The following is a 23205-nucleotide window of genomic DNA, read 5'->3' as shown; positions in this document are numbered from 1 at the left end:
CTCGGTACTCCGAAACTCGGGCTTACTCGGCGGCGTCGGACACAGGTTTTGCTGCATCTTCTGCGATCTTGACAAGCGCATCGCCATGTTCTTCCAGATAAGCCAACGTGCAATTCATGCATGCAAGGCCGTAGCTTCTGGTCCAGTTGGAGCCAGGGTGATTGCATTCTTCATCTGAATCCGTCAGCAGCCGCAGTTCTTCAAGAACCTGTGCCTTACGGCGCTCCAGCGCACGCCGGATCACATCAGGCGGCAGCTGCGCGGCGTTCAGCGCGATCAGGAGGAATGGAGATTTGAATGTGTCTGGAGCCTGTGGCTCACAGAGATAGTTTATGAATTCCGCGCGCCCGGCCTCGGTAATGGAATACACCTTCCGGGCTGGCTTTCCGGCTTGCGGTTCTTCTCGAACCGTAACGAGACCTTCCGATTCAAGTCGTGCCAGGGCAGGGTAGATCGATCCGAAGCTTGCGTCCTCGAAATAGCTGAACCGGCCATCGGTGCTTTCTTTCCGGATCTCGTATCCGGTCGCATCCCCGAAGGACAGAATGGCAAGGCAAAGACTTCTTACACTCATGGATCTCTCCGTTCCCGGAAGCGTCCTTCCGGATTGACGGCCTTCCTACGCTATAATCGCAATGCTGGATGACATCACAGGCTGTGGCGCAGAAAGGGGTATATGCTGGATCGATATATCGACCTAATATATATCATTCCGGAACAAATCAAGGGTGCGCCGCACAAAAATTCGGTGGCTCTCATCCCGATTGACGACCTGCCTCCTTGGAAGGTTAAGGGAGTCTTTTTTACGGTCCGAATGAAACCTTGCTGTTTCTTGAAGACGCGCTACCCTTGTTGAATAGTTCGCACATGCAGCAAGCGGGAAAATGCTCATGAAAGATACGATTGTGAACCTTGGTCCTGTGAAATTGCTAAAAGATCCCTTCTTCCGTCTGCTGGCGATCAATGCCGTCGCCGGGTTTTGCATCGCGATGCTTGTCCTGGCCGGAATTTTCTGGGCGAATATCGGTAATCTCAGGGTTCTTGTATCGACGGCTGAAGATCCTTTCCTTCCCGTGCTCATGCTGGCGTTCGGTCTTGTGATTACGCTTGGATCCGTCGTGATCGGCTCCGCGATAATGCTCCTTGGGGAACGGAACAGCAGCGGCGGCACGCCTCGGAAACTGTTTCCGTTTTTTCCGACCGGCAGTCCTTTGCCTGTCCGCGCTGAAGCGCGACGCAGAACGTTGGACTCAGGCCAGGGAACGCCCTGAACAGGGCTCGCCGCGATGGAAAAGTCGATTAGTCCACAAACCCGTGGTGTATGGCGTTTGCCTGGGCCTTGCTTGATGTTCCCGAACCATTGCCGGAAAAAAGGGTCATGGCGGCGGCGGCCAACAGGAGCAGCAAACCTGCGGATGATAACTTCATCTCGTCAGTCCTAGCGATCATGGTCGCCTCCCAGATTTGTTCCGCAAAAGCAGGGATAAGCCAGCAGGATCTAAAGTGCGAATAACGAGACATATAAAATTTTAGATATTGTCGAATTTCATATCCGCTCAACCCGCGATGCTTGCGTGGTGAGCCGTGTTACGTTCTCTTGTGCAGCCAGACAACGACCCTTGATTTGTGCGATTCGGTGCGCGTCGGCAAAGCACCAAAACCGGCAAAGCTGGAGAGATGAATGAGCGAGAATTATCCGCGCGACATGATCGGATATGGCCGCAATCCACCGGACCCAAGGTGGCCAAGCAAGGCAAAACTGGCCGTTCAATTTGTCCTGAATTACGAGGAAGGCGGCGAAAACAACATTCTTCACGGCGATCCCGCATCCGAAGCGTTTCTGTCCGAAATCATAGGTGCTGCGCCGTGGCCCGGAAAGCGGCACTGGAACATGGAATCGCTCTATGAATACGGCTCGCGCGCCGGGTTTTGGCGCTTGTGGCGATTGTTCACCGAACGAACGCTCCCGGTAACAGTGTTTGGCGTTGCCTCTGCGCTTGAGCGTAACCGTGAAGCCGTGGCTGCGATGAAAGAGGCAGACTGGGAGATCGCATCCCACGGCTTGAAGTGGATCGATCATGCGGACATGGAAGAAGACGAGGAACGCCGCCAGATCCTTGAGGCGATCCAGATCCACGAAGAGGTGACCGGTGCGCGCCCGCTTGGCTGGTACACGGGCCGCTGTTCCATGCAAACACAGAAGCTGGTGCAGGAAGAAGGCGGATTTCTCTATGACTCCGACAGCTACGCGGACGATTTGCCCTATTGGGTCGACGGTCCTGACGGAGATCATCTCGTCATTCCATATGCCCTCGACACCAACGACATGCGTTTTGCATCGCTTCAGGGGTTCAACTCGGGCGATCAGTTCTTCGCATACCTGAAGGATGCCTTCGACACGTTGTACGATGAGGGCCGCCGAGGTTCGCCAAAAATGCTCAGTGTCGGCCTACACTGCCGCCTGGCCGGACGGCCGGGCCGCACCGCATCTCTGGCCGGCTTTTTGGACTATATTGCCAGTCACGCGGACGTCTGGATTACACGTCGCATCGACATCGCCTGGCACTGGCACGCCCATCATGGGCGCAGGTGAGCGCGGCTTCGGTTAAACTTCATCCCAAACGAAATTAACCCCGCGAGCCGTTTCCCGGGCGGCTCGCGGGGCAATGAAAATAACTGCTCGCAACGAGGTCTAGAAACAACATCACGCAGCGTAAGTAAACCGTTCGTTAATTTTAACGTTAAGATTGAAACACGTAGAATTTAGGTCGGCGTGATCAAGCAGCTGAAGCCAATTTCGAGCGGACGCTCAAGACGCGCGGTAAACGCGGTGCTCGCAAGTGCTTGGACAAAACGCTTCCGGCTTCGCACGCAGAAGACCGTGGCCTTTCCCCAATCGCCAAGTCTTTATACATACTGTTATTTTTGACCATGAATATTTTGACGTACGAAATTCAACTTCGGAAGAAGAACGAATTTGCACGGTTTTTGTAGTTTTTTTTGGAAGGCGTCCGCGTCCCACGGGTTTTGAAGTTGGTGGGGGTGTTGAGCTGGAAATCCTGAAAGGGACAAGGCTCACTCAATTGCACAGCCGGAGGCCGGCTTGTGTGAAACCAGGTGGATGTCGGGCAAATAGACTGTGGATCTATCAACTGTATGGAATGCGGCGGGCAGCGTAGTTATTCATAGACCTCACTTCGGAGGGCGGGCAGGGCTATACACGCCCCTGCACGTCGATGAAGGGTGGGTAACTGCATTGCCGACGTCTGTGCTGGCGGCTCAGCGCAGCAAGTCTCGCCGCGTCAAATCATGCAAATTCAATGGACATAAAGTCGTTTCCCCGACCGCCGGTGCGGTAGCGCGCATTGGTGAAATTTACCTTGCGCGGAGTAGTGCGAGCGTGTCGTTGCTGTTGGACACGCCCGGTCAACAACACTCCAGAATGGATGAAACAGCGTTTCTCGAAGAAAACAACACCGATACCTGTGACATCTGTGCCGGCAACTCTGCTTCGGTTGGGTTGCGCATTGTCACGGCCAAAAGAGAACGAAACTCCATGAAACCAAATTTGCGGCAGACATCTAAAGACGTCGGGGCAACGAATCCAAATCCGGTGGCAACTGCTCATGCTTTTGAAAAACAATCGGCATCGCAGTCTAAACCGAAACACAATGAAATCGGCGGGAGGGTCAGCCTATGAGCCTTGCGCTTGACTATGAAATCGTTCACTTGCGTGAACAACTGGAGCAAAAGGAAGCGCGGATTGCGGAACTGGAGCGTTTGATCGCTGACCAGCAGATCGTCTTTCCACCGCAATGGGACCTGACCCGGATCCAGACCCGAATCTTGCGGTTCTTGCTGAAACGGAATTTCGCAAACAGGGAACAGATTCATGCATTCCTGTATGCGGATCGGGACGACGGCGGCCCTGAGCTTGAGAATGTGCGCGTTCACATCTGCCTCCTGCGGAAGAAACTCAAGCCCCATGGCGTAAACATCAGCTGGCTTGTCGGCATGGGTTACAGTCTCGATGACGACATCAAGGAGCAGATCCGTTCTTCCGCGGTGCGTCCGTCCTAAATAAGTATTCAGACCTCAGAAAAGCGCGGGAGCCGCAAATCGGCACCCGCGCTTTTTGCGTCTTGGGCGGCAGGTTCCAGATTAACCTTAATCCGGAAAATACAACTTAAAACTGAATAGGGACGGTTGCGTCTCCTGCGTGCATCTTTTACGACGTTAAAAAGTTAATAAAGTCTTAATTGATGCTTGGGGTTGCAATGCGTTTTTTGTTGCGAAATATCCATATACTTGTTTTTGCGTGTTTTTCTGTGTTCGCGGCGGTCTGGGTTGCAACCGGGCCGGACCGGGCGGTTCAGCTCGCTCGTCCCATGGTAGAAGATGCCGTTGAGTTGAAAACTCTGGCAACTGGTGCGTACAGGGAGGTGCGCGATTTCCGCTGGAAGGCGGCCACGAATGAGTTTGTCACGCTTTACATCACCGCGATGCGCATGCCGTCTCTTGTGTTTGAGCGTCTGGCCGACCGGCTCGACAAATTCAATGATGATCTGCAAAAGCGGTCACAGTCTCACCCGGTTCAAACACCCGAGAACAAAGAGCGCACCGTCGCTGTGCGCTATCATGCAGCGGCCAGTGCGAGGGCAATGCCCTGACCGACGCCAATACACATTGTCGCAAGTGCAAGTCTGCCTGAGCGTTTCTTTAATTCCAGTGCGGCGCTCCCGACGATGCGGGCACCGGACATTCCAAGCGGGTGGCCAAGCGCTATGGCTCCGCCGTTCGGATTGAGCGTTTCACTGTCTTCCGGCAGCCCGAGATCTCGCATCACGGCGATGGCCTGAGCAGCAAACGCCTCATTCAGTTCAATGATATCGAACTCCGGCAACGCCAGTCCCATCCGCGCGCATAGTTTACGTGTTGCCGGCGCCGGACCAATGCCCATGATGCGTGGGGGAACACCGGCTGTTGCACCGCCGACAACCCGCGCGATCGGATTCAGGACATACTTTTCGACTGCCGTTTCGGATGCCAACAACAGAGCCGCGGCTCCATCATTGACCCCGGAGGCATTGCCCGCGGTCACACTGCCGTTTTCGCGGAAAGGTGCTTTCAGGGCCGCCAGCGTTTCAACGCTCGTGTCCGCACGGGGATGTTCGTCGGTGTCGACAAGGGTCGGGTCCCCCCTGCGTTGCGGAATCATCACGGGAACGATTTCCTCCGCCAGTCTCCCGTCCTTTCGCGCCGCCTCCGCCTTTTGCTGGCTCCGCAGCGCAAAGGCATCCTGGTCCGCCCGGGAAATCGAGAAATCTTCTGCGACGTTTTCAGCAGTTTCCGGCATCGAATCCACACCGTATTGCCGCTTGAGAAGAGGATTGATGAAACGCCAGCCGATGGTCGTATCGAAAATCTCCGCTTTTCTCGAAAAAGCAGTGTCTGCTTTGGGCATGACGAAAGGCGCACGCGACATGCTTTCGACGCCACCGGCAATCGCAAGATCCATTTCGCCGGACTTGATTGCCCGCGCGGCGGTCATCACCGCGTCCATGCCCGAACCGCACAGCCTGTTGAGGGTAAGACCGGGTACTGTTTCGGGAAGACCGGCAAGCAGAGAGGACATGCGGGCCACATTGCGGTTGTCTTCTCCTGCCTGATTTGCGCAGCCGAAAAAGACGTCGTCGAGCTGCGTCCAGTCGACATCCTGATTGCGCTCGATCAGCGCTTCAAGGGGGATTGCTCCAAGATCGTCCGTTCGAACGCCGGAGAGCCGGCCGCCGTAGCGGCCTATAGGAGTGCGCACGTAATCGCAGATAAATACATGATGCATGGACGTTTCCCCGGTAGCGCCACATCGGCAGTCCCTAGGTCTTGTCCGGTTTCACCTGCAATTGCAACAAGGCGGGTGCAGTAGGCCGTTTCACGTGCCGTCCTGGTGACGCTGAATGTCATCCTCAGCCAGATAGGTCCCGGATTGGATCTCGATCATTCGAACCGGGATCTTACCTGGATTGTGCAGCGTGTGGCGGGCACCCAGCGGCACGTAGGCCGACTGGTTTTCCGTCAGAAGGCTCTTTTGGCCATCAATGGTGATTTCAACCGTGCCGGAAACCACCACCCAGTGCTCTGTGCGGTGGAGATGACTTTGCAGGCTCAGTTGTTTTCCAGGTTTGATCATCATGGATTGAACTGCAAACCGGTCTCCTGCGCTTATTCTTTCCGTATACCCCCAGGGTTTGTAAGCGCGGGTGTGACGGTCGACCTCGTCTCGGCCTTCTTCCTTGAGCTCTTCGACAACGCGCTTGACGTCCTGCGCACTGTCCTTGTGGGCAACCAGAACGCTGTCGCTGGTGGCAATCACCATGACATCTTCCAGTCCGATGACTGAAACGAGACTTTGCTGCGAATAAGCAAGACAATTCCGGCTGTCCAGGAATCGGGTGTCGCCCAGACCTGTATTCCCCTCGTCATCCTTGTCGAGGACGGTCCAGATTGCCGACCAGGACCCCAGGTCGTCCCACTCGGGCGCCACTGGTGCACAATAGACATTGTCCGCCTTTTCCATGATCGCGTAGTCGATGGAAATATTGTCGAGCTTCGCAAAAGCGTCCTGGTCCAGTCGGGTAAAATCGAGATCACTATGACGGGTTCGCATCACGGCGACCACGTCTTGATAAAGCTTGGGCTGGTGTTTTTGAAAGGCGTCGATCATGGTCCTGGCGGCATAAAGAAAGATACCGGCGTTCCAGACGTAACTGCCATCTTGAAGAAAACCCTCGGCTTTCTCGTAGTCTGGCTTTTCGACGAATTCTTCGACGGCACGCACCGGTGCATCGCCCGCTGCCACCTTGATATAGCCGTAGCCGGTATTTGGCTCCGTCGGGGTGATGCCGAAAGTGACGATTGAACCCTCGCGGGCGGTGCTTTCGGCCGCGTGGACTTTCTGGAGAAAGACATCTTCCTTGCGAATGAGATGATCGGATGGCAGCAACAGGACCAAGGCGTCAGGATCGTTTTCTTCGGCGATGATCGCTGCGATCAGCGCGGGAGGCGCTGTATTCCGGCCGACCGGTTCCAACAGGATCGCGTTCGCCGCAATGCCCAGATCAGACAATTGTTCGCCCATTTGAAACCGGTGCGTATTGCTGCCGATAACAATTGGCGCGGCGAACCCGTCGGTGTTGACCCGCTTGCACGTTTTCTGAAAGAGGCTTTCACCATCGAACAAGGGCAGGAATTGCTTTGGCCTGTCCTTGCGCGAAAGGGGCCAAAGCCTCGAGCCGACGCCGCCGGATAAAATGCAGGGAAAGATCATGGAGGTGGTCCTGAATGCAAGCAAGATTCCGATCGCTATATATACGTCATTGAAGTTGAATTGATTAACAGCTCCGGTTCAAGTCCGGTCTGAGCTGAGAATTGACGCAGTTCAATGATCCTGATGACGCGCTGTGAGCTTTTGTTGCACGTTACCTGCATATCTGTCATGACGCCGGACTGAAACCGGCGGTTCCGTCTGGCGTCACGGGAGTGGTATCCAGTCAAAAGGCGGGCAATACCGTTCTGAACGACTATATATCGTCTTTACCGGTTCTTGTTGTGGCTTTCCTGAAGCTGCTTCCCATCAGCCTTGTCCACGACAGGGGACTCGTGAGAAGGATAACACCCGGTTCGCAAATACGAGATCTCGATCCGGGGCGAAGATACCAGGAGACTGACAGTGACCGCGCATGCTCATCCCGATCTGACTAAAAACCAGTCGCTCGTCTTCGGGTCGCTGTCGGATGCAGGCGGTCCGCTGACAGCCTACGCAATCCTCGATCTGCTGCGTGAAAACGGGTTCCGGGCGCCGCTGCAGGTCTATCGCGCGCTGGACAAACTGGTCGAATACGGAATGGTCCACAGGTTGGAGAGCCTCAACGCGTTTGTAGCATGTGCGCATACCGGCTGTGCGGACCATGGAACGGCAGCATTCGCGATTTGCGAAAAATGCGGAGATGTCCGTGAGTTCGCACCCGATGAAGTGATGCGATTGTTGAAAGAATGGACGAAAGCTCAGGAATTCAGTCTTTCCAGAACAACGATTGAGCTGCGTGGCACCTGCAAGGATTGCAAAAACCTCTCTCAGTAAACTGTTGTATCGGCGAGCGGGCTGCCTGGTCAGCCGCATTTGATTGCCGTGCGGTCAATCCGCTTTTCCACCTGAACGGATGGCGTATGCCTGTTGCAGGCATCACATCTGCCTCTTATGGTCCGCTGGCGGCGCCGACGAAGCGATGTTTCCCGGGCCGGTTATGGGCAGATTGAGGGAGAGCGGCATGTCTTTGCTGATTGCCGGACTTATCTTGTTTTTTGGAATGCATATTGTACCGATGCTTCCGGCAACGCGCGCCGGTCTGATCGAGCGGCTCGGCGAAAACCCTTACAAGGGCTTGTTCTCGCTTGTGTCGGCCGTCGGCCTGGGTCTGATCATCTATGGCTACGGTGTAGCGCGCTTTAATGGCCCGCCGCTCGTCTACGATCCGCCAATCTGGCTTCACCACGTTACGATGCTGCTGATGGTACCGGTATTCATTTTTCTGGTCGCGGCATACGTTCCGAGTAAGATTAAGAATGCGCTGAAACACCCGATGCTTGTTGCGATCAAGCTTTGGGCGTTGTCGCATTTGCTTGCAAATGGCGACCTCGCATCAGTGCTCTTGTTCAGCAGTTTCTTCCTCTGGGCCGTGGCTGACCGCATATCGGTTAAAAAACGCGGGCCCGGAGCAGGGCAGGGTCCGGTCGTCGGCGAGCCGGGAAAATACTCCGATGTCGTGGTGATTCTCGCCGGACTCGTGCTCTACGGACTGTTCGTGTGGAAACTCCATGTCCTTCTCATCGGTGTGCCGGTGGGATAGAGCGGAAGTAGCGGTAAAATCATCCGGGATTTTGTCGATTTGGAACGGATTGCCCCACTTGCGCCACGAAGGGGGGATTAAAGCCCCTTCAGGGAATTGCCCAAGAAGGATCAAATGGATAATGTGCGCCACTCAAAACGGGGTGGTGGTCCGGTTCCGTAAGGGACCGGCAAGACGAATGCAGGAAAAAGACACGTATGTCTGACATTTTTCGTGAAGTCGATGAAGACATTCGCCAGGAGAAGTATCGTCGGCTTTGGAACAAGTTTGGTCTCTGGATAATCGCCTTTGCGGTGTTGATTGTGATTGGAACAATCGGCTACCGCACCTGGCTTTACTGGCAGGAAGTCCAGTCTCAGGAAGCCGGCGACATCTTTTTTGACGCGGTCGAATTGTCCGAAAACCGGCAGTATCAGGAAGCAGCCGAGCTTTATGGCAATCTTGAAGGCTCGGTTGGTGGTTATCCTGCGCTTGCGAAGCTGCGCATGGCGACGGATATGGCAAACTCGGGTCAGTCGCAGGAAGCGCTTGAGGCATTCGATCAGCTTTCCCGTGACAGCAGCCTGATGGAAGCCATGCGCAACGTGGCGAGTTTGCGCGCTGGATACATTGCGGTTGATTTTGAAGATTATGCCGCCGTCGCAGACCGCGTGGAGTCATTGACGGGCGATGCTGGGCCCTTCAGGGGCGCGGCACGTGAGCTTCTTGCATTAAGTGCTTGGAAAAACGGTGATTACGAAACGGCTCAGACCTGGATCTCCGCACTTGAAAATGATCCGGAAACGCCAGGTGACGTGTCTAACCGCGCGTCTCTTTTGCGCGATGTGATCCGCGCCAGCAGCGGTGACAGTGCGACAGCCGGCGAAGGAAACGATCAGTGAATTTTGCGGCATGTTTTCGCAGCAGGAACACCCTGCTTGGTGTCTTTGCAATGTCTCTCGCCCTGACCGGCTGCGGATCGGTGAGCGAATTTGGCGAATCCGTCAATCCGTTTTCCAGGGAAAAGATTTTGCCTGGCGAGCGCCAGCCGGTTTTCGATGGCGCTGATCCGACTGCCAGAGCGCTCGGACAGACCGCCAATGTAGGGCCCGCCACCGGTGGCCAGACCTGGACAACGAGCGGCGGCGGACTTTCAAACGATCCCGGCAATGTCGCGGTTTCTATTTCCGGAACAACGTCCTGGCGATCGAATGTCGGAACGTCCGGGCGCGGTCTGACATCCTCGGGGCTGAGGCTTTCCGCACGGCCTGTAAGTGATGGCAGCAAGATTTACGTCTATAAGCCCAACGGCGAAGTCGTTGCCTTGTCGACAGCAGGGGGACGTGTCTGGACCCAAAACCTCCGCCCCGAAGGTGAGAGGGACGTTGGTCCGGGTGGCGGTGTAACCGTTGCCGGCGGCGTTGTTTATGCTGCAACGAGTTACAGGCAATTGATTGCGATGGATGCCGGTTCAGGGCAGGTGCTTTGGACCGCGGATTTGGACACGCCCGCGCGCGGTGCGCCTGTCGCAGGCGGCGGTCAGGTTTTCGTTGTTTCGCAATCAAACGAGGTTTACGCGCTCTCCCAGACCGACGGCACCGTCGCCTGGACATATGCTGGAATTGAAGAGACGGCCGGGTTGCTGTCAGTGGCCAATCCTGCGATTTCGGGCAATCGCGTCATCGTTCCGTTTTCCTCCGGCGAGATCATGGCTATCGACATGAAATCCGGCGAGGCCGAATGGATCGACAGCGTGTCGAGGGGGTTCCGTACATTGGCGCTTTCGGGCCTGGCAGATGTGTCCGCGAGCCCGGTCGTGTCGGGGAACATGGTGTATGCAACCGGAGTTGCGGGCAGAACCGTCGCCGTAGAGGCGCGCACGGGTCTGCGGCGATGGGAGCAGGATCTCGGCAGCGTTCACACGCCGGTTGTTTCCGGAAGTGCCCTTTTCATGGTCGATCTTGATGATCGCATGGTAGCCCTTGATTTGAAGAACGGCGAAACGCTGTGGGCTACATCGCTTCCAAGGCCTGAAAAGAAAAAACGCCGCCGGAATTGGGCCGGACCGATACTGGCCAATGGTGCGCTTGTGGCGTTCTCTAGCGACGGACAAATAGCGATTGTCGACGCGACGAGCGGAAACATCATGACCACGCAGCGGACCAATGCGGACGTATATGTCACGCCCATCGTCGCTGGCGGCCGGGTCATCGTTTTGAGTGGAAAAGACGGGGTCACCGCTTTCAACTAGGCTGCAAAGGGTCCCGTTGCAACGACCGGACCCGTTCAGCCGTGCGGTGAAATGCATGTGCATCTTTCCTGCCGCCGAGACCGGCGCGGAGAGGTTTTGCGGATTTCGGGGTTGGGACCTTTCTGAAGCCCGCGTGTCAGGAGTAACTGCTGTGGGCGCAACTGTCGCCATTATCGGACGGCCGAATGTCGGCAAGTCCACGTTGTTCAATCGTCTTGTCGGCAAACGGCTGGCGCTTGTCGACGATACGCCCGGCGTCACCCGGGACAGGCGGCCAGGCGAGGCGCGTCTGGGTGACTTGCGGTTCACGATTGTCGACACGGCCGGACTTGAAGACGCGGACAAGAGCTCTCTTGAAGGCAGAATGCGCCGTCAGACAGAAGAAGCGATCGACACAGCCGATGCCGTCCTCTTTCTGATTGATGCACGCGCCGGTGTCACACCGCTCGATGCTCATTTTGCGGAAGTCGCGCGGAAGACGACACGCCCGGTTATCCTGCTTGCAAACAAGGCCGAAGGCCGTGCAGGGGAAAGCGGTCTTTATGAATCCTATTCACTGGGTCTTGGCGATCCCATCGCGATTTCGGCCGAACACGGCGAAGGACTTTCCGACCTCTACGACGCCCTGAAACCGCATGTTGATCGGGTTTCAGAAGAAGAAGAGGCAAAGCGCGACGAAGCCATCACAAATGTCGACGTCGACGAAGACGGCGAACTGATCGATGAAGAGGATCCGGCCGGGACGAAGGAACGGCCCCTGAGGGTTGCAATCGTCGGCAGACCGAATGCGGGCAAATCGACGCTGATCAACAAGATGCTGGGCGAAGACCGTATGTTGACGGGACCGGAAGCCGGTATTACGCGCGACTCCATTTCCGTCGACTGGGTCTGGCGCGAACGTCACATCAAGCTTTTCGATACGGCAGGGATCCGCAGGAAGGCGCGCGTTCAGGAGAAACTTGAAAAGCTGTCTGTTGCTGACGCACTGCGCGCGATCAAGTTTGCCGAAGTGGTTGTCGTGACGCTGGACGCTACAATGTCGTTCGAAAAACAGGACTTGCAGATCATTGACCTCGTCGCGCGGGAAGGCAGGGCGCTGGTCATAGCGATAAACAAATGGGACCTGATCGAAGATCGGGAAGCTGCCTGGAAAAAGATCCGCGACGCCAATGAACGCTATTTCAATCAGATCAGAGGCGTGCAGATCGTGACCCTGTCCGGGATACAAGGGCAGGGGGTAAACCGTCTGGTCGAAAGTGTGTTCAAGGCCTATGAGGCTTGGAATGCACACGTATCGACGGCAAAACTGAACCGCTGGCTGGACCGGGTGACGGTCAACCACCCACCGCCTGCCGTGTCCGGACGCCGCGTGAGGCTGCGTTACATGACCCAACCCAAAACGCGGCCACCGCATTTCGTCGTATTCTGTTCCCGGCCGGAACAATTGCCGGAAAGCTATTCGCGGTATCTGGTGAACTCGCTGCGCGAGACATTCGGCATCCATGGGACGCCAATTCGTCTTGCCTATCGAAAGGGGGACAACCCTTATGCCCCCAGGAAAAAACGAAAAATCCAGTAGTCCTCGGCGCCAATAGTTGCGCGACCGGCGCGCTTGGCAATTCGAGCAATGAAACTGCTCAGTCTGGTTTTGAAGGAGTGATTTGATGATTTCCGAACGGCTTGCATTTGCCGAGAAACTTGCGATCAAGGCTGGCAAACTCGGTCTGGACTATTTTCGGAAGCTCGACACGCTGACGATTACCCAGAAGGGACACCAGGATCTTGTTTCGGAAGCCGACAGGAACGTTGAAACGCTCATTCGCAAAGAACTTGCGGCATCTTATCCTGACGACAGCATTCTTGGTGAAGAACACGGGATGGAAGAAGGGTCTTCCGGCTATACCTGGGTGACCGATCCGATTGACGGAACAGCCAATTTCGTCACCGGTATCCCGCAATGGTGCGTTATCATTGCGTGTGTCCATCAGGGTCAGGTTATCGTCGGCGTGATCCACGATCCGGTCGCAGGTGAAACCTTCACCGCCGGTGCAGGGCAGGGAGCATTCCTCGACGGCAAACCCATAAAGGCCTCCACGAGCGAAAGTCTTGCCTCCGGTTCCGTTGGTGTTGGCTTCAATGGCCGGACAGCGATTACCGATGCTGTGAATGTCGTTGGCGCGCTGGTATCCAAGGGCGGTGTCTTTTTCCGGAATGCCTCAGGAGGGCTTATGCTTGCATATGCGGCGTCCGGGCGGCTGATCGGCTATGTGGAATCGCACATGAATGCGTGGGACTGTCTCGCCGGAATGTTGCTGATCAAAGAGGCTGGCGGCCTCGTCATGGATCAGGACGTCAACCATGCGCTTTATCATGGAGCGCGTGTCGTCGTTGGAGCACCGGGTGTTTTTGCCGATCTCAAGGAAATCGCCGACAGTTCTTTTGCGCCGCTGGAAGCCGCCGAGTAGCAACACGTCAGACGTGCTGGTCGACAAGCACAGGATTTCCGTCAGGATCGATCAGCACGAAACTCGCCGGCCCGGTTGAGGTTTCATCGGCTTCTGTTTCGAATTTGTGCCCCTTTGCCTTGAGTTCTTTCTGCAATTCCCTGACATCTTGAAATTTTTCAAGCTTGTTGGCGCTCTGATCCCATCCGGGATTGAACGTCAGCATGTTCTTTTCAAACATACCCTGAAAGAGACCGATGACGGTTTCGCCGTTCTTCATGATGAGCCAGCCGTCGTCACCGGACCCGCCCATGTCGGAAAAACCGAGGTCTTCGTAAAACGCTTTGGACTTCTTGATGTCACGGACCGAAAGACTGATGGAAAATGCTCCGAGTTTCATGACGTTTCTCCCTGAGGTTGCGGGTTAGGTCCATGCTTTCAAATGCCTGCCTTTGACACAAGTCCCACGTTCGCGGGACGGTGGAAGAACAAGGTGTTTAGAAGGCGCGCCATGGTCGAAAGCGCTGCCGCCTTTTTTGCATCGACGGTAAATTCGCATGAAGATCCTGTGCGAATGACGGTTCTCTGAAAAAAATCCGATCCACACATTTGAAAGGCGCCGGGCTATTCCGGCGGACATTTATGTATTGATTGGAGACTGTCATGAATTTGGATAGAGCATACGAAACAGATAGCAATCACTTCGAAGACGCGAACGATGGTGCGTTCGATTTTGATTTTGAAGAGCTGGATGGCGATACGGGTCTTGCGACCGATAAGGCTCATAGCGGCTGGAGCGATCTTGCAATGCTTGGCCCCGAGGTTCAGGCCACCCAGGGTTCGGATCTTGATCTAAGCATGGCCTTGATGGGCATTTCGGAAGCAGCACCGGACCGTATGTCTGACAGCTTCGCCCGGTTTGAACACTCTGCGCTGGCACATGTGGAGACCATCAGCATGAACTGGGAGGAAATCTAAGACAGATTTCTTCCGGGGTCCGGGAGCAGGTTTCTTAACCAGAAACCCACGCGGAACCGGCGGTGCTGTAAACAGGGCGCCATTCAACCAGGAAACATGGTCCGGCAGGGGCCATCCTGGGTGAAGAAGTCAAAAGGTTTAGATATCGGGAACGATTGCAGATAAGCAAACTCCCGGGAGCCTTGAAAGCGAACCCGGCGGCTATTTTTCATAACCCGTTGAAAGGTTCACACAAAAGTCCATTCCCCACTGACGCGATCAAAGAGCTCACCCGTCCGGAAGACGTCGGCCTTGACCAGCTCAACAAGCTCATCGGCAATCTCCGCCGGATGCGGCAGGTTCTCAGGGGTTTCACCTGGCATTGCCTTGGCGCGCAGACCTGTGCGTGTTGGACCGGGGTCCGCCAGATTGATTTTCATCGCCGTTTGAAGGCTCTCGTTCGCCCAGGTTTTCGTCATAGCTTCAACCGCGGATTTGCTGACGGATTGAAGACCCCAGAATGCGGTTCGCGTCTGGGCCTGAACCGCAGTCAGAAACAGCGCGCGTCCTGCATCAGACTGCCGCAACAACGGATCCAGCGACCGGATCAGGCGCCAGTTTGCAGTTACATTGACAGCCATTACCTTTTCGAAGTCTTTGGGACTGATGTGACCGAGCGGCGATAGTACTCCGAGCATACCGGCATTGCCGACGAGAATGTCGAGCTTCTTCCAGCGTTCGAAAATGGCAGCGCCGAGCCGATCCAGCGCGTCGAAGTCAGTCAGATCGACGGGTACGAGCGTTGTCTGGCCGCCTGCGGCCTTGATCTCATCATCAAGATCTTCAAGACCACCCACGGTACGCGCCAGTGCAATCACGTGAGCGCCGCGTTCACCCAGGCGCTTCGCCAGATGATAGCCTATGCCACGGGAGGCGCCGGTAACCAGCGCAACCCGGCCTTCAAAATCATTCGTCATGTTAAGTCTCTTAACCGACCTCCACGAGACGCGGTGCGCTGACGAAGTCGTTGTCTTCCGAAAGATCCGTCAGGGGCGTCGGGTAGTCACCGGTAAAACAGTGATCGGTAAATTGCGGTGCTGAATCATCACGCCCGTCGTAGCCCATCGACTTGTAAATCCCGTCCACCGAGAGGAACGCCAGGCTGTCAGCTCCGATATAGGCCTGCATTTCCTCAAGGCTGTATTTTGCCGCCAGCAGCTTTTCGCGAACCGGTGTGTCAATGCCGTAATAGTCGGAATAGCGGATGGGAGGACTTGCGAGGCGGAAATGAACTTCCCTTGCACCTGCTTCCCGGATCATCTGGACGATCTTCACGGAAGTCGTGCCGCGCACGAGGCTATCGTCGACAAGAACGACACGTTTACCCTCGATCTGCGCCCGGTTCGCCGAGTGTTTCATCTTCACGCCGAGCGCTCGGATCTGCTGTGTCGGCTCGATGAATGTCCGGCCGACATAGTGATTGCGGATAATGCCGAGTTCAAAAGGAATGCCGCTTTCCTGGCTGTAGCCGATCGCTGCCGGCACACCGCTGTCGGGGACCGGCACGATGACGTCGGCTTCGACAGCGGTCTCGCGCGCGAGCTGCTTGCCCATTTCCCGGCGCACGTCATAAACGCTGCGCCCGCCGACAATCGAATCCGGTCGCGAGAAATAGATGTATTCGAAGATACAGGGGCGCGCTTTTTGTTTGCCGAAGGGAAAATAGGACTGGATGCCCGTGGATGTGCAGACGATCACTTCGCCGTTTTCGACTTCACGGATGAACTTTGCACCGATGATATCGAGTGCGCATGTCTCCGAAGCAAGGATCGGTGCACCGTTCAGGTCGCCGAGCACCAGCGGGCGGATGCCGAGCGGATCACGGGCACCGATGAGCTTCTTGGAGGTGAGGGCGACCAGCGAATAAGCGCCCTCCATCTGCGTGATTGCTTCGATGAAGCGTTCAACGATCTTGCTCTTGCGCGAGCGGGCCACCAACTGCAACACAACTTCGGAGTCGGATGTCGATTGGCAGATCGCACCGTCACGGATCAGCTGTTGCCGGAGCGTAAGCGCATTTGTGAAATTGCCGTTGTGGCAGACCGCGATGCCACCGCCGTCCAGCTCGGCGAATAGGGGCTGCACGTTCCGAAGAATTGTCTCGCCTGTCGTTGAATAGCGCACATGCCCGATTGCCGCGCGGCCAGTCAGGCGCCCGATCGTGTCGGCATCGGAAAAATGGTCGCCGACAAGTCCTAGATGGCGTTCGGCGCGGAATTGCTCATTGTCGAAGGTGACGATACCTGCCGCCTCCTGACCGCGATGCTGAAGGGCATGAAGGCCCAGTGCGGTAAGGGCGCTGGCATCCTCGTGTCCGAGAATTCCAAACACACCGCATTCTTCGCGCAGCGTGTCGCCATCGACGTCAAGATGCTCGTGCACTTCCGTTCCGCCAGCCATGGCGAACACTCCTTTTATCAGCCGGCGGGCAGCCGGCCCGGGACATTGAATTGTCCTGCTTTCGTGCGAAAGCAGCATTGTCATCCAGCACGCGGCAAGGCGAACGCGGGATATTTTCGTTTCGCTGTCTGCGCCGTTTTCGGCGTCAATTGTTGTCGCTCGTCAATTGCTCAAGCCCTTGCCGCTCAGAATCGCTGTATTCCGGCTCTTCCGACGGCGCGCTTGCATCGTCGCCGGTCAGATCAGCGTCCCTGATCCTTTCCAGGATCGCCTTTTCCGGATCTTCGGGCAAAACGGCGACCAGCCGTTCGCCGATTGACAGCAGGATAGGCCTTGATTTGGCATCGAGAACCCATTCCGGTTGCTGGTCCGTCTGGACAAACCAGTTAAAGAACATCATTGCGACCACGACCAGCAGCAGCCCGCGCACGGCACCAAACACAAAACCGAGTGTGCGGTCGAGTGCGCCGATCCTGCTGTCCAGAACGAAGTCGGAGATCCGCATCGTAATGTAGCTGACAATAACGAGCGTCACGAGGAACACGGCGGCTGCCGACGCGCCCGCCGCAACCAGATCGTGAGATATGTATTGTTTTGCGTATGGCAAGACCCGTTCGTAGAGCAGGAACGCCGCCGCTGCCGCAGCCACCCAGGAAACAATCGACAACACTTCCCTGACAAAACCGCGGATCATGGCAAGCACCGCCGAAATGAACATGATGGCCAAGAGCAGTCCGTCCAGTATGGTTATCGGCATGTTCCTGATTAGTCCCTCTGTCTGGCGCTCACAACGGAGCTGAAATCTCTATTCCGATCCAATGGCCATCTTGCTTCAAGAGGCCCCTGACGCACTAGCCTCGGTAGAGAGTTTGGCGACAAAGTCCCCAAGTTCCGAAAGGCCGGTCGCCTTGAACGATGATGCGGCACCGTCCTTGAGGTTTCCCTCTGGACAAATAGCCTGATCGAAGCCGAGCTTTTCAGCTTCCTTCAGCCTGGACTGGGCCTGGGCCACGGGCCGGATTGCACCCGACAGGCTGACCTCGCCGAAATAGACGCAATTGGCCGGAAGGGCAAGCCCGCTGAGTGAGGATATCAGGGCCGCGGCAACAGCAAGATCCGCACCAGGTTCGTTGATTTTAAGGCCGCCGGCCACATTCAGGTAAACATCATGCTGCGAGAAGCGGACACCGCAACGGGCTTCGAGCACCGCCAGGATCATTGAGAGCCGCGCACCATCCCAGCCGATGACCGCCCGTCTTGGTGTACCGAGCGAGGATTGGGCAACGAGCGCCTGAATTTCGATGAGGAGGGGACGCGAGCCTTCAAGCCCCGCGAAAACCGCGGCGCCAGGTGTACTTGTCGTCCGGTCTCCCAGGAAAAGGGCAGACGGATTTGAGACTTCGACAAGACCCTTGCCGGTCATCTCGAAGACACCGATCTCATCGGTGGCACCGAACCGGTTTTTCACCGACCGAAGGATCCGGTACTGGTGCGCGCCGTCCCCTTCGAAATAGAGCACGGCATCGACCATGTGTTCGACGACGCGGGGGCCCGCGATCTGTCCGTCCTTGGTCACATGCCCGACGAGAACCATCGTTGTACCGTTCTTTTTGGCGTAGCGCACCATGGCCTGGGCGGATGCGCGCACCTGGGTCACGGTACCCGGCGGAGACTCGACCTGATCGGTCCATAGTGTCTGGACGGAATCAAGGATCAGCATTGCAGGCGGTTTGTCCGCTTCGAGTGTTGCAAGGATGTCTTCGACACTCGTTTCGGCGGCAAGGGCAACCTGTGCGTCGGTCAGGCCAAGGCGCTCTGCGCGCAGGCGTACCTGGCCAATCGCTTCTTCCCCGGAAATATAGACTGTCTTGTGGCCAAGGCGCGCAAGTTGGGCGGCTGCCTGGATCAGAAGCGTCGACTTGCCGATCCCCGGGTCACCGCCGACAAGCAATGCGGAACCGCGAACGAAGCCTCCTCCGGTCACGCGATCCAGTTCCGCGACCTTTGTCAGGATCCTGGGCGCTTCCTTGGATTCACCGGATAGGCCCACCAGAGGCACAACACGGCCCTTGCTTCGCGGCGCTCGGCCGGGTCCTCCACCAACGCCGCCGCCCGTCTGCTCCTCGACGATCGTGTTCCACTCGCCGCAAGACTCGCAGCGGCCGACCCACTTTGCGGTGACGGATCCACATGACTGGCAGACAAATGACGAGGACCGCCTGGCCATGAATACTCCTATCAGGTGAGGGGGCCATATACGCGGCGAAAGCGTTGCCCCAGGCTTGTCAGGTATTCGTAGTCGATTGTCTCGGCATAAGCCGCCAGATCGGCCGCTGCAACATTGGGGCCGAGCATTTCCACAAATGCACCGCGTTTGACCAGGTTTTCGGGAATATCGGTGACATCCAAAGTGATCATGTCCATCGAAATCCTACCCAGGATCGGTGCCTTGTGACCTTCGATCATTGCAAACCCGCCGGCGCGGTCGTCGGAGGAACTTGCGCTGCGGAGCATCCCGTCCGCATATCCCGCGGCCACGACCGCGTTTTTGAGATGGCGTCTCGCGGTCTGGCGCGCGCCGTACCCGATTGTGTCGCCTTCTGGAACATTGCGCACGATCATGATGCGCGCTTCGACTTTGGCGACGGGTTTCATGGGATTTATTTCGGTTTCAATCGCCTGTCCGCCGTAAAGAGAAATACCAGGGCGCACAAGATCGAAGTGATACTCATGACCCATGAGAACGCCCGCCGAATTCGCAAGCGACCGCTTAATGTGCGCGTAGGGCGCCGTTATCTCGCGAAAGAGTTCGAGCTGACGCCCGTTCATTTCGTGATCAGGGGTCGAGCCGCAGGCCAGATGGCTCATAAGCAGCGAAGGAACGAAAGGTCCCATCAGATCGGCGTCGCTCAATGTGGCGGAAAACTCATCCGGCGAGAGGCCCAACCGGTGTATTCCCGTATCGACGTGAACCGCGGCATCAAACGACCGGCCCGCCGACTTGCACAGGTTGATCCAATCCCGGACTTCCACCAAAGAACCCAGAACAGGGCGGATGTCATTTTCCAGGTAGTGATCGGCCGTTCCGGGCAACAGCCCGTTGAGGGCGTAGATGGTCGCATCGGGAAGCGTTTGCCTGAGAGAAATTGCCTCCGTCGGCACGGCGACAAAAAAGGTTCGGCATCCTGCATCGAAGAGCGCCCGGCCAGAGGGCTCCTGTCCCGTCCCATACGCATCCGCCTTTACTGCCGCGGCGCATTCGGTGTTATCCGTCAGCTTACTTTTCAGGAACCGCCAATTCTGGGCGATAGCCTCCAGGTCGATTGTCAACCGGCCACCATATAAATCGGTGTGAAACGGATCTTCGGCAGCAAAAAGCATGGTCCAGACAGGGCTCCGGCAACGGTATCGTCAATAGAATCGCTGCGCAGTCTAGAGCGGTTCAAGTTTAGCTGGAAGCATTTGACCGGAGAGTTTTTTGTTTCTGGCAAGGCGGCTCGATCACATTGGTGTGGCTCCACCATAAGGTCGAGCCAACGTGGCCAGAAACAAAAACTCCCGGCCCTGGCTCGTTGTTTTGATCACGACTTCAATATGACAACGGTGACGTAGATTTGCTCATCGGCTGCGTAGCGCCGTTTGCCCGATACACCGTATCGCGCTGCGCGACGCGCCTGGCAGAAGGAACAAATCTACGCCATCAAATGATTCCAGCTAAGCTGGAACCGCTCTGGCCCATCGCATTGGACCTGTTCTGTTTCAAAAATGGAAAAGAAATGCGGCGTTTGGGAGCTCAAATGCGGTTTTGAGGGTCAGCGCTCTTTTGACTGAAGTCGCGAGATTGAAAAAGCCTAGTCCTGATAGAGAAACTCAATTCCCAATTCGTCTGTGCGTACCCAGCGAATCTCTCCGTGAAAGCGAAGTTTTCTGCTTTCCACTTCCAGAACAATCTTTGCCTTTGGCTTCAGGCCCTTTGTTTTGGTGGCAATTCGACAGCCACCTGCGCTGATATCTTCAACAACACAAGGCTGGTGCTCCTTGTCGAGTTTCAAAATACCAGGCCACTTGCAGCGCTTCCTGGGGAAGATTCTGGCTTCCTCCCTCAATTTTTGCACCGATGAATTCACGTTGACCCATTTCCAAAAAACATTCGAAACTCTTCAAGTTTGATTACCCAGGGTAAACAATGAGGCTTAAAGATGATTTAAAATTGTCAATTTGGACAAGTCTAAATTGATACAAGTTTTCCAAATAGACCGTGCAGAAACCCGTTTTGATTGAAGTATTTTAAATTTTCGACTTTTCGTTGAAAATCTTGCGGGCCTGCACGCTCAAGTCAGCGGATTCAAGGTCGAGCAGGCTTCATTCGTAACGCTCAGGAAGGTGATCGTCTTCGGCAAGATCGGAGAAGCGGGTGAATTCACCCTGGAAGTGCAGATTCGCCGTGCCTGTCGGGCCGTGTCTCTGTTTTGCGATGATCACTTCAGCCTTGCCTCGAGCGGCATCGTGCTTGGCTTCCCAGGCCGCATATTCCGGAGAGCCGACTTCCGGTTCGGTCTTGGACAGATAGTATTCTTCACGGTAAACGAACAGAATCACATCGGCGTCCTGCTCGATTGAGCCAGACTCGCGCAGGTCCGACATCATCGGCCGTTTGTCATCACGCGACTCGACCTGGCGCGAGAGCTGGGACAACGCAATTATCGGAACGTTCAGTTCCTTTGCCAAAGCCTTCAGGCCTGTTGTGATCTCTGTAATTTCCTGAACCCTGTTGCCCGAATTCTTGGCGGAGCCGGAGAGCAGCTGGATGTAGTCAACAACCAGCAGATCAAGGCCGCGCTGCCGCTTCAACCGACGTGCCTTCGAGACCAGCGAAGCGATCGAAATGCCGCCCGTCTGGTCCACATGCAATGGAACGGATTGCATTGTCTGAGCACATGCCGCGAGTTTCTCAAATTCCGCTTCTGTTATGTCGCCGCGCCGGATTTTGGATGAGGAAATCTCCGCTTGCTCGGAAATGATACGTGTTGCCAGCTGCTCTGCGGACATCTCGAGTGAGAAGAACCCGACGACACCGCCATTGATCGTTTTAAGCGCGCCGTCAGGTTGTTCTTCTGATTTGTAAGCCTGCGCGATGTTATAGGCGATGTTTGTCGCCAGAGAGGTCTTGCCCATTGCCGGACGTCCGGCAAGAACAATCAGGTCGGACTGCTGGAGGCCACCCATAAGCTTGTCGAGTTCCCGCAGTCCCGTCGAGGTTCCGGACAATGCACCTTCACGGTTGTAGGCGGCATGCGCCATTTCTATGGTTTCTGTCAACGCATCGCCGAATGAAACGAAACCACCTTCACTGCGACCGGTTTCGGCAAGCTCGAACAGCCTGCGCTCCGCATCATCGATCTGCTGGCCGGGAGGGACGTCGATGGGAGCGTCGAACGCGATGTTGACCATGTCCTCCCCGATCCGGATCAGGTTCCGGCGGATGGCAAGGTCGTAGATGGTACGGCCATAGTCCTCAGCATTGATGATGGACGCTGCATCGCCGGCAAGGCGCAGGAGAAACTGGGTTGCGGACAGGTCCGCAATTTTTGCGTCCGCGGGATAGAAGGTTTTCAGCGTGATGGGTGAGGCGGTTTTACCGGCCCGGATGAGGTGGCTGACCTTTTCATAGATGTCGTGGTGGGAGGGCACAAAAAAGTGGTGCGGCTCGAGAAAGTCGGAAACCCGGTAGAACGTTTCATTGTTTACGAGGATCGCACCCAGCAACTGTCTTTCAGCCTCCGCGTTATGCGGTGCGAGACGTTGGATGTCTTCTTCCGTTTCGACTTTCTGTAATGTGCCCTTCATTTCGTCCCCCGATGACCCAAGTCCATCCGGCATACCCTCTGTCGGGGACGGTCTCAAGGCTCAAAAAGGCTTCAGATTGTTTCCCACTGTCAGGTGCAGATCAGCGGGGATAGACTCGAATCCCGCTTGACTCAAAACCTGTTTGAAGACTCAAGGTGATAGCTCTTACTCATTGAAATCAATTGGCTTTTTTTGAAAGTAAATTGCCGGTTAACAATTTGGGCAGTTGATTCAAAAGGTTGCCATGGACTTTGGAATTGCTGGATTAGGGTAGTTGGCCGTGCCGTTAAAAGAATTGCTGGCAAAACAAAAAAAACGGCGCTGAAAGCAGCGCCGTTCATATTGTCGCCGGAAAGCTGTT

At 55.9% G+C, this 23205-nt stretch carries 24 protein-coding genes; 12 read left to right on the top strand and 12 right to left on the bottom strand.

Going from position 1 to position 23205, the window contains the following annotated elements:
• Window positions 1-22: 22 nt before the first annotated feature.
• Window positions 23-574: a PadR family transcriptional regulator gene (locus tag Q0915_RS11590; RefSeq protein WP_299471542.1), complete on the bottom strand. Its 552-nt coding sequence runs from the start codon at window positions 572-574 to the stop codon at window positions 23-25.
• Between the two features lie 316 nt (window positions 575-890).
• Here Q0915_RS11590 and Q0915_RS11585 point away from each other — a divergent pair, with 316 nt between their 5' ends.
• Entirely contained in the window at window positions 891-1271 is a 381-nt protein-coding gene (locus Q0915_RS11585; protein ID WP_299471540.1) for a hypothetical protein, read from the top strand.
• A gap of 28 nt (window positions 1272-1299) precedes the next feature.
• On the opposite strand, the gene Q0915_RS11580 is transcribed toward Q0915_RS11585, so the two are convergent.
• Window positions 1300-1449, bottom strand: a complete 150-nt coding sequence (locus Q0915_RS11580) for a hypothetical protein (RefSeq protein ID WP_299471538.1) — start codon at window positions 1447-1449, stop codon at window positions 1300-1302.
• Between the two features lie 232 nt (window positions 1450-1681).
• Here Q0915_RS11580 and puuE point away from each other — a divergent pair, with 232 nt between their 5' ends.
• The 4 genes from puuE to Q0915_RS11560 all read left to right on the top strand — a co-directional run bounded on the left by puuE (window position 1682) and on the right by Q0915_RS11560 (window position 4670).
• On the top strand, window positions 1682-2593 hold the full coding sequence (gene puuE / locus Q0915_RS11575; RefSeq protein ID WP_299471536.1) for an allantoinase PuuE: 912 nt from the start codon (window positions 1682-1684) through the stop codon (window positions 2591-2593).
• 663 nt (window positions 2594-3256) lie between these two features.
• Window positions 3257-3700, top strand: coding sequence for a hypothetical protein (locus tag Q0915_RS11570; RefSeq protein ID WP_299471535.1), 444 nt, complete (start codon window positions 3257-3259; stop codon window positions 3698-3700).
• A complete protein-coding gene (locus Q0915_RS11565; protein WP_299471533.1) occupies window positions 3697-4080 on the top strand; it encodes a helix-turn-helix domain-containing protein in 384 nt (127 codons plus the stop codon). Before Q0915_RS11570 ends, Q0915_RS11565 begins: the two co-directional genes overlap by 4 nt.
• 197 nt (window positions 4081-4277) lie before the next feature.
• Window positions 4278-4670 (top strand): hypothetical protein, encoded by a 393-nt coding sequence (locus Q0915_RS11560; RefSeq protein ID WP_299471531.1) that lies wholly within the window; start codon window positions 4278-4280, stop codon window positions 4668-4670.
• Here the strand turns inward: Q0915_RS11560 and pcaF are convergent.
• Both pcaF and Q0915_RS11550 read right to left on the bottom strand, forming a co-directional pair.
• A complete protein-coding gene (gene pcaF, locus Q0915_RS11555) occupies window positions 4637-5842 on the bottom strand; it encodes a 3-oxoadipyl-CoA thiolase (RefSeq protein ID WP_299471529.1) in 1206 nt (401 codons plus the stop codon). The genes Q0915_RS11560 and pcaF overlap by 34 nt on opposite strands.
• A gap of 90 nt (window positions 5843-5932) precedes the next feature.
• Entirely contained in the window at window positions 5933-7327 is a 1395-nt protein-coding gene (locus Q0915_RS11550; protein ID WP_299471527.1) for a mannose-1-phosphate guanylyltransferase/mannose-6-phosphate isomerase, read from the bottom strand.
• Window positions 7328-7729: 402 nt separating this feature from the next.
• Between Q0915_RS11550 and Q0915_RS11545 the strand changes: the two genes are divergently transcribed.
• The 6 genes from Q0915_RS11545 to Q0915_RS11520 all read left to right on the top strand — a co-directional run bounded on the left by Q0915_RS11545 (window position 7730) and on the right by Q0915_RS11520 (window position 13601).
• On the top strand, window positions 7730-8140 hold the full coding sequence (locus Q0915_RS11545) for a Fur family transcriptional regulator (RefSeq protein ID WP_299471525.1): 411 nt from the start codon (window positions 7730-7732) through the stop codon (window positions 8138-8140).
• Between the two features lie 187 nt (window positions 8141-8327).
• Entirely contained in the window at window positions 8328-8906 is a 579-nt protein-coding gene (locus tag Q0915_RS11540) for an NnrU family protein (protein WP_299471523.1), read from the top strand.
• 197 nt (window positions 8907-9103) lie between these two features.
• A complete protein-coding gene (locus tag Q0915_RS11535; protein ID WP_299471521.1) occupies window positions 9104-9787 on the top strand; it encodes a tetratricopeptide repeat protein in 684 nt (227 codons plus the stop codon).
• Window positions 9784-11136, top strand: coding sequence for a PQQ-binding-like beta-propeller repeat protein (locus Q0915_RS11530; RefSeq protein ID WP_299471519.1), 1353 nt, complete (start codon window positions 9784-9786; stop codon window positions 11134-11136). Before Q0915_RS11535 ends, Q0915_RS11530 begins: the two co-directional genes overlap by 4 nt.
• A gap of 151 nt (window positions 11137-11287) precedes the next feature.
• A complete protein-coding gene (der, locus tag Q0915_RS11525) occupies window positions 11288-12715 on the top strand; it encodes a ribosome biogenesis GTPase Der (protein WP_299471517.1) in 1428 nt (475 codons plus the stop codon).
• 85 nt (window positions 12716-12800) lie between these two features.
• On the top strand, window positions 12801-13601 hold the full coding sequence (locus tag Q0915_RS11520) for an inositol monophosphatase family protein (RefSeq protein WP_299471515.1): 801 nt from the start codon (window positions 12801-12803) through the stop codon (window positions 13599-13601).
• 7 nt (window positions 13602-13608) lie between these two features.
• Here the strand turns inward: Q0915_RS11520 and Q0915_RS11515 are convergent, their stop codons facing one another.
• The gene (locus Q0915_RS11515; protein ID WP_299471513.1) at window positions 13609-13980 is read right to left on the bottom strand and encodes a VOC family protein; all 372 of its coding nucleotides are present in this window, start codon (window positions 13978-13980) and stop codon (window positions 13609-13611) included.
• 263 nt (window positions 13981-14243) lie between these two features.
• On the opposite strand from Q0915_RS11515, the gene Q0915_RS11510 reads away from it, so the two are divergent.
• Window positions 14244-14558 carry a hypothetical protein gene (locus Q0915_RS11510; RefSeq protein WP_299471511.1) on the top strand — a complete coding sequence of 105 codons (315 nt, stop codon included), beginning with the start codon at window positions 14244-14246 and terminating at the stop codon, window positions 14556-14558.
• 227 nt (window positions 14559-14785) lie between these two features.
• On the opposite strand, the gene Q0915_RS11505 is transcribed toward Q0915_RS11510, so the two are convergent.
• The 7 genes from Q0915_RS11505 to Q0915_RS11475 form a co-directional block, all read right to left on the bottom strand.
• On the bottom strand, window positions 14786-15514 hold the full coding sequence (locus tag Q0915_RS11505; protein WP_299471509.1) for an SDR family NAD(P)-dependent oxidoreductase: 729 nt from the start codon (window positions 15512-15514) through the stop codon (window positions 14786-14788).
• 10 nt (window positions 15515-15524) lie between these two features.
• Window positions 15525-16997 carry an amidophosphoribosyltransferase gene (gene purF, locus Q0915_RS11500; protein WP_299471507.1) on the bottom strand — a complete coding sequence of 491 codons (1473 nt, stop codon included), beginning with the start codon at window positions 16995-16997 and terminating at the stop codon, window positions 15525-15527.
• Between the two features lie 145 nt (window positions 16998-17142).
• Window positions 17143-17754, bottom strand: a complete 612-nt coding sequence (locus Q0915_RS11495) for a CvpA family protein (RefSeq protein WP_299471505.1) — start codon at window positions 17752-17754, stop codon at window positions 17143-17145.
• Between the two features lie 75 nt (window positions 17755-17829).
• Entirely contained in the window at window positions 17830-19224 is a 1395-nt protein-coding gene (radA, locus tag Q0915_RS11490) for a DNA repair protein RadA (protein ID WP_299471503.1), read from the bottom strand.
• A gap of 11 nt (window positions 19225-19235) precedes the next feature.
• Window positions 19236-20378 (bottom strand): alanine racemase, encoded by a 1143-nt coding sequence (gene alr, locus Q0915_RS11485; RefSeq protein ID WP_299471501.1) that lies wholly within the window; start codon window positions 20376-20378, stop codon window positions 19236-19238.
• 470 nt (window positions 20379-20848) lie between these two features.
• Window positions 20849-21124, bottom strand: a complete 276-nt coding sequence (locus Q0915_RS11480) for a PilZ domain-containing protein (RefSeq protein WP_299471499.1) — start codon at window positions 21122-21124, stop codon at window positions 20849-20851.
• A 235-nt stretch (window positions 21125-21359) separates the two neighbouring features.
• On the bottom strand, window positions 21360-22844 hold the full coding sequence (locus tag Q0915_RS11475) for a replicative DNA helicase (protein WP_299471497.1): 1485 nt from the start codon (window positions 22842-22844) through the stop codon (window positions 21360-21362).
• Window positions 22845-23205: the final 361 nt, after the last annotated feature.

Source organism: uncultured Roseibium sp. (assembly GCF_947494555.1).
Lineage (GTDB): Bacteria > Pseudomonadota > Alphaproteobacteria > Rhizobiales > Stappiaceae > Roseibium.
Note: the sequence above shows the minus strand (reverse complement) of the source record. Positions and strands in the feature narration are given on the sequence as shown.

Excerpts from the sequence above, each read along its gene's own strand:
- Q0915_RS11590 (WP_299471542.1), bottom strand. The coding sequence starts at position 574 with ATGAGTGTAAGAAGTCTTTGCCTTGCCATTCTGTCCTTCGGGGATGCG.
- Q0915_RS11585 (WP_299471540.1), top strand. The coding sequence starts at position 891 with ATGAAAGATACGATTGTGAACCTTGGTCCTGTGAAATTGCTAAAAGAT.
- Q0915_RS11580 (WP_299471538.1), bottom strand. The coding sequence starts at position 1,449 with ATGATCGCTAGGACTGACGAGATGAAGTTATCATCCGCAGGTTTGCTG.
- puuE (WP_299471536.1), top strand. The coding sequence starts at position 1,682 with ATGAGCGAGAATTATCCGCGCGACATGATCGGATATGGCCGCAATCCA.
- Q0915_RS11565 (WP_299471533.1), top strand. The coding sequence starts at position 3,697 with ATGAGCCTTGCGCTTGACTATGAAATCGTTCACTTGCGTGAACAACTG.
- Q0915_RS11560 (WP_299471531.1), top strand. The coding sequence starts at position 4,278 with ATGCGTTTTTTGTTGCGAAATATCCATATACTTGTTTTTGCGTGTTTT.
- pcaF (WP_299471529.1), bottom strand. The coding sequence starts at position 5,842 with ATGCATCATGTATTTATCTGCGATTACGTGCGCACTCCTATAGGCCGC.
- Q0915_RS11550 (WP_299471527.1), bottom strand. The coding sequence starts at position 7,327 with ATGATCTTTCCCTGCATTTTATCCGGCGGCGTCGGCTCGAGGCTTTGG.
- Q0915_RS11540 (WP_299471523.1), top strand. The coding sequence starts at position 8,328 with ATGTCTTTGCTGATTGCCGGACTTATCTTGTTTTTTGGAATGCATATT.
- Q0915_RS11535 (WP_299471521.1), top strand. The coding sequence starts at position 9,104 with ATGTCTGACATTTTTCGTGAAGTCGATGAAGACATTCGCCAGGAGAAG.
- Q0915_RS11520 (WP_299471515.1), top strand. The coding sequence starts at position 12,801 with ATGATTTCCGAACGGCTTGCATTTGCCGAGAAACTTGCGATCAAGGCT.
- Q0915_RS11515 (WP_299471513.1), bottom strand. The coding sequence starts at position 13,980 with ATGAAACTCGGAGCATTTTCCATCAGTCTTTCGGTCCGTGACATCAAG.
- Q0915_RS11510 (WP_299471511.1), top strand. The coding sequence starts at position 14,244 with ATGAATTTGGATAGAGCATACGAAACAGATAGCAATCACTTCGAAGAC.
- Q0915_RS11505 (WP_299471509.1), bottom strand. The coding sequence starts at position 15,514 with ATGACGAATGATTTTGAAGGCCGGGTTGCGCTGGTTACCGGCGCCTCC.
- purF (WP_299471507.1), bottom strand. The coding sequence starts at position 16,997 with ATGGCTGGCGGAACGGAAGTGCACGAGCATCTTGACGTCGATGGCGAC.
- Q0915_RS11495 (WP_299471505.1), bottom strand. The coding sequence starts at position 17,754 with ATGCCGATAACCATACTGGACGGACTGCTCTTGGCCATCATGTTCATT.
- radA (WP_299471503.1), bottom strand. The coding sequence starts at position 19,224 with ATGGCCAGGCGGTCCTCGTCATTTGTCTGCCAGTCATGTGGATCCGTC.
- alr (WP_299471501.1), bottom strand. The coding sequence starts at position 20,378 with ATGCTTTTTGCTGCCGAAGATCCGTTTCACACCGATTTATATGGTGGC.
- Q0915_RS11475 (WP_299471497.1), bottom strand. The coding sequence starts at position 22,844 with ATGAAGGGCACATTACAGAAAGTCGAAACGGAAGAAGACATCCAACGT.